The following is a 2,721-nucleotide window of genomic DNA, read 5'->3' on the forward strand; positions in this document are numbered from 1 at the left end:
GTCAAGAACAAACTCTATTTTTTAATAAAAATCTCTTAATTAAAGTTATATAAAAATAAACCATGCACCTATCGCAACTACAAAATATCCTACACTACATTTCCTATGTACGTTTTATCCTACAAACTTTTAGGGATTTTGCGGATTGGCGACACCCTGCTTTTTTCCTAATATGAACTCATACAGGAACAGGATGTTCCGGAATACAAAACAACAATAATAGGTTCAAGCACCAGGAGCGTGAGATACGACAGGAGTCATATCTAGCAACCAAATACGAAAAAGCTCAACAGGATGTTGGGCTTTTTTTATTTACGCTAAAAACAACCTCAAAGAAAATTCTTACAGTGTTTTATTCACCACATACCGTTGAACTACTTGATCAACAGTAATTTCAGAATGAAGACGACCATTATTTGCCCGAATGGTTTTTGCAGAAGCTAAATTAGTTTTATAACAATGTATATGTAATTCTGTTAGGCCTAACTTCCATGCCTCCTGAATTGTAAATTCTAACAATTTCGAGCCAAAATTCTGTCCACGTTTAGAGGGACGAATACCTAAACCAATATGCCCACCGCAATATTCAATCTGTTCATTGAGTTTAAGTCGCAAGTTGGATGCGCCAATAATTTCATTACCCTCTACTAACCAATATGTAATGTTGGGAACATGGCCTTCCTCTAGGGATTCCCCTTTTTCATAATCTCTCAGTTTATTCAAAAATGATTCAAAATTTGTATGGTCAAACTCTGTTGTCAAAGGATGACGATCTTCATCTGCTAATTCATTAATATAGTTGTTATAGCTCTCTTTAAACCTTAAATGAGGTTTTACCAACATCACGGTCATTTCTTACTCCCGAAAATTGTTATTTTTATAACTAGAATTTAAAAAATAACATATTATTATCAACACCAACTGTTATTCATCTCGCCACCTTAAATGACGCTACTTATAACGGAGTACTCACACTCTCTTGTTTCTTCTTCTGTATCCAACGTACCGCTAAAATAACCGCAATCAGCACCACTACGGCAACAAGCACAGGTACTACCATAGCTGAAACTGAAAGTAAGATTGCACCAATCCATTCAGCTGTAGCAACGACAAAATTACCCAAGCCACCTGTGGTTGCAGTTGAAACACCGCGTGCAGCAACGGTACTCATTTGCACCACACCTGCCGTACCGCCACCGACAATAATCGCTGCCGCCCAACTGGCAAACTGAGACATTTCTCCACTGCTCACCGCCATTGTCGCTAGCGTACCCGCGATCATAGCCGCAGGTGTTGCGACTGTGTCTAAGGCGTTATCGACCCAAGGAATGTAGTAGGCTGCAACTTCACACACCGTTGCTACACCTAAAGCCAAACATACCGATGGTAGAGCTAACCATTCAAAACCTTTCGATGGCTCAAACCATCCCATCATGGTTGCAATGCTCATGACCAATAGCGGCACAAACACACGAAAACCGCAGGCAGCGCTCAGCCCCACGCCAATACATAAACCTAATATAGTTTCCATAACGGTTTCCTTTTTCATGCCCATCACGGGTCTTGTTATGTAAGTCTTATTTTTAAATTAACAAAAAGCCCCATCGGGTGACAGGGCTTTTTGTTAAATGCGAATGCAAATATTATTTTATTCTTAACGTTTAAATTGCGTGCAGTAGCATTTCGTGCAAGGTGGTAAAGGGTCGGTATTAATTTCTAAAAACACTCGATGTCCGCACTGAGCACAGAAATAGAAGCCTGTTCCGGGTTTTTCGCCAGCTATTACCATGATTGCATTCCTATAATCGTATAGATATTAAACAGGAATATAACCCACTTAAAGTGAATGTCAATTGTCCATTTCGCCCAATGATGATGGCATAAATGCAAAAAATGTTATTTGTACGATTTATCTTACACAGATTTAGGGATTTAGCGGATTGGCTGTCCTCTGCTTTTTTTCTAATATGAACTCCTACAGGAACAGGATGTTCCGGAACATAAAACAACAATAATAGGTTCATGCATCAGGATCGTGAGATACGACAGGAGTCATATCTAGCAACCAAATACGAAAAAGCCCGACAGGATGTCGGGCTTTTTTATATAATAAAACACTTTAAAGAAAATACATTCGAATCAAATTTGCCGCAATAATCATGAGAATAACGGCTATTAAACCTGTCAACAAATTGAGTAGTACTTTAGCGATATTTGATAAGTTTGATTTATAGATCTTAAGATTTACCCCATAAGCACTTGCTCCAAGAGCTCCGCCAATAGCACCTCCAACCAACATAAGTACGAGTGGCCAGCCACATAATAGATGCGCTTTAGCTGGTAATTTCCTCTCAGCTTGATTATCTAATTTATTTGTTGTTTCCAATTTTTGATCCTTTTTTATATGGATATTTATCTAAAAAAATCTATTTTAAATGTAATTTTTTATAGGGCCATCAACTCTTTTTACACAATGTATAGTAAAAACCCCATCATCAAAATAGGGCTTTTTTTGAACAATATCAATAATTTTTGACTAATGTATTAAGCTACTTGGCCTTCTAAAAAGTCTTCCATAATTTCATTTTATAGGTTTCAACCTACAAAATTTTAAGCTTTGTGGATTGAGCCATCCTACTTTTTCCAAAATTACTTTATATATTATAAATATTAACTTGAAGGAACTAGTTTTAAACCACCAATGTAAGCCCAATATGTTAT

Annotated in this window: 4 protein-coding genes; all 4 read right to left on the reverse strand. The window is 37.2% G+C overall.

Annotation, left to right across the window (positions count from 1 at the left end; translation table 11 throughout):
• Positions 1-342: 342 nt before the first annotated feature.
• The 4 genes from HUN22_RS16395 to HUN22_RS16410 all read right to left on the reverse strand — a co-directional run bounded on the left by HUN22_RS16395 (position 343) and on the right by HUN22_RS16410 (position 2,386).
• Positions 343-852, reverse strand: coding sequence for a GNAT family N-acetyltransferase (locus HUN22_RS16395; RefSeq protein WP_174731600.1), 510 nt, complete (start codon positions 850-852; stop codon positions 343-345).
• Between the two features lie 103 nt (positions 853-955).
• On the reverse strand, positions 956-1,531 hold the full coding sequence (locus HUN22_RS16400) for a DUF4126 domain-containing protein (protein ID WP_174731603.1): 576 nt from the start codon (positions 1,529-1,531) through the stop codon (positions 956-958).
• Positions 1,532-1,654: 123 nt separating this feature from the next.
• Entirely contained in the window at positions 1,655-1,789 is a 135-nt protein-coding gene (locus HUN22_RS16405) for a zinc ribbon-containing protein (protein ID WP_079378424.1), read from the reverse strand.
• A 330-nt stretch (positions 1,790-2,119) separates the two neighbouring features.
• The gene (locus tag HUN22_RS16410) at positions 2,120-2,386 is read right to left on the reverse strand and encodes a hypothetical protein (RefSeq protein ID WP_174731607.1); all 267 of its coding nucleotides are present in this window, start codon (positions 2,384-2,386) and stop codon (positions 2,120-2,122) included.
• Positions 2,387-2,721: the final 335 nt, after the last annotated feature.

The organism is Acinetobacter lactucae (assembly GCF_013344765.1).
Classification (GTDB): Bacteria; Pseudomonadota; Gammaproteobacteria; order Pseudomonadales; family Moraxellaceae; genus Acinetobacter; species Acinetobacter lactucae_A.

Excerpts from the sequence above, each read along its gene's own strand:
- HUN22_RS16395 (WP_174731600.1), bottom strand. The coding sequence starts at position 852 with ATGACCGTGATGTTGGTAAAACCTCATTTAAGGTTTAAAGAGAGCTAT.
- HUN22_RS16400 (WP_174731603.1), bottom strand. The coding sequence starts at position 1,531 with ATGGAAACTATATTAGGTTTATGTATTGGCGTGGGGCTGAGCGCTGCC.
- HUN22_RS16405 (WP_079378424.1), bottom strand. The coding sequence starts at position 1,789 with ATGGTAATAGCTGGCGAAAAACCCGGAACAGGCTTCTATTTCTGTGCT.